Raw genomic sequence first — 2486 nt, forward strand, 5'->3', positions numbered from 1 at the left:
CCAACACCGCCAACACCGCCAACACCACCAACACCACCAACACCACCAACACCAGTAACACCACCAACACCAGAAAAACCTAAAGGTCCTGAGTTGCCAAACACTGGTGAACAATCTAAATCTGGAATTGCTGCACTTGGTGCTGCACTTGGTCTTGTAGGACTAGGTTTGGTTGCGAAACGCAAAAAAGAAGATGAAGCTTAATATTTCTAGTTTTCTAGAATGATTCAAGATTTATCTTTGAGTATCTAAACCAAAGATATTCTAAAGTTGGTTATACATTTATTAAATAAGTGTATGTAATCGCAAGAAGAGAGGTTAATGCCTCTCTTTTTGTTTTATAATTTATTTAAGAAACCGAAAACTTTGAATAAAAATAAAACTTTAAAATTAATTAAACAAATGGTCAGTAATTGTATATTTTTTAAATAAGTATGATATAATTTGATTAAATAATCAAATGTTTTCTGATCTTAAAGGAGGTTATTATGAAGCATAAATTGTCTAAATGTTTAACATTTTTTTTAATGTTTTTGCTAATAGGCTTATCAATAGTTAAATTAGCAAAGACAGTTCAAGCAGATTCGGTGACGGGTTATAATCTTGATACTAAGATTATTCATGAGAGATCTGGTCTTGAATTGAGTGATGATGTGGAAGTTATTGCTGGGGAACGTTTAATCGCAACTTATCAATTAACTTTTCCAGATAGTCAGAGTATCTCTGAGAATGATCAATTGATTTTAGATATTCCTAGAGAGCTCAGATTGATTACAAATTTGACCTTTGACGTTACAAATAGTAAGGGCACGAAGGTTGGTATTGCTCAAACAGATCCTAGTACAGGAAAAGTTACAGTAACTTTTACAGATTATTTTGCTAAGAGACCTGAGAATAAAGAGCTTTCTTTACAGTTTAATTTAACGATTAATCGAGAAGTCGTTAAGGAGAGTCAACCAGTTACTGTTACCATTGGTCATAAGACTTATAGTTTCAAGTACAAACAAGATAGTGGTGAAGCAGGCGACTATGAAATGAAATACGGTTATCAAGATGATACAGATCCAAGTATTATTAAGTGGCGTATTCTCTTGAATGCCAATCAAGATATGATTCGTGGGATGACAATTACGGATACTTTTGGTAATGGACAAACCTTAATTCCTGAGAGTTTTCGTGCAGTTCGTTATGCAACACAACCAACAAAAATTCGTAACGAAGCTCATATTCTCACGTTAGAGCCATCAGATAACTTTTCAAACAAGGCAGTATTCACTAAAAATGCTCAAGGAGGAATCACAGGCTTTACGATTCCATTTGGAGATAACTATCATTGGGCAATGTATATTGAATACTCTACTAAATTACCAGATGGAGTTCCTGCGGGTTCATTAGTATCGAATAATTTAGCATGGTCTGCAACAAACTTTAAGACACGTAGTATGGTACGTGAAGTCCGTCTAGAGTCAGGATCAGGTTTTGGTAACGCAGAAAAATCAGAATCAGTTATCTTAAAGGCTCACAAAACTTTAAAAGGGAAAAAACTAGAAAAAGATCAGTTTAACTTTGCACTTTATGATGCTGCAAACCCTAGTGAACCCCTTCAAATTGTTAAAAATGCTGAAGATGGAAGTGTAACCTTCAATGCGATTAAGTATAAAAAAGAAGGAGTTTACAACTATATCATTCGTGAAGTTATTCCTGAAAGCACTAATAATTACGATTATGATAGTCATGAACTAAAGGTTACTGTAACAGTAACGGATGATGATGGTATCAAAATGGGAACAGTGTCTTACGGTGATGAGGAAACTACATTTACCAATACTTATCGAGGAACTACAAGTATAAAAGGTAAGAAAATATGGGATGATGCTGATAATAAAGCTGGCGTCCGTCCAGATGCTATAACTGTTCGTCTCTTGGCTAATGGTAAAGAAGTAGCAAGTAAATCTGTTAAATCAGAAGATAATTGGAACTTTACATTTGATCAGCTACCTGAAAATGATGCTGAAGGAAAGGCAATTGTTTATACTGTAGCAGAAGACAAAGTTGAGGGGTATACGACAGAAATAGATCAGACAAACTATATCATCACTAATACACATGTCCCTAATATTCCAGATACTCCTGAAGTGACAGAATTAAAAGTCAGCAAGATTTGGGAGGATGCTGATAATAAAGCTGGGAAACGCCCAAATAGCATTAAGGTACAACTCTATGCTGATGGAAGTAAAGTAGGGCAAGAAGTTATTTTGAACGAAGATAATAATTGGACTCATACTTTTACAAATCTTCCGAAATATTTAGCAGGAAAAATGATTAGCTATACAATTAGTGAAGTCAATGTTCCTGAGGGATATGTATCAAAAATAGTTCGAGATAATGAAACGAACCTAGTTTTGATTAATACCTATCAACCACCAGTACCTCCGGGTCCAGTAACGCCTCCAGGCCCAGTAACACCTCCAGGTCCAGTAACACCT

Annotated in this window: 2 protein-coding genes; both read left to right on the forward strand. The window is 35.2% G+C overall.

The window, feature by feature from the left end; all coding sequences use genetic code 11:
• A partial coding sequence (locus ADH31_RS07050) for an LPXTG cell wall anchor domain-containing protein (RefSeq protein WP_049509795.1) occupies window positions 1-204 on the forward strand: 204 nt, incomplete at its 5' end.
• A 284-nt stretch (window positions 205-488) separates the two neighbouring features.
• Window positions 489-2486, forward strand: a 1998-nt coding sequence (locus ADH31_RS07055; RefSeq protein ID WP_053092313.1) for a Cna B-type domain-containing protein, incomplete at its 3' end; no start/stop codon positions are given.

Source organism: Streptococcus pseudopneumoniae (assembly GCF_001072375.1).
Lineage (GTDB): Bacteria > Bacillota > Bacilli > Lactobacillales > Streptococcaceae > Streptococcus > Streptococcus pseudopneumoniae_L.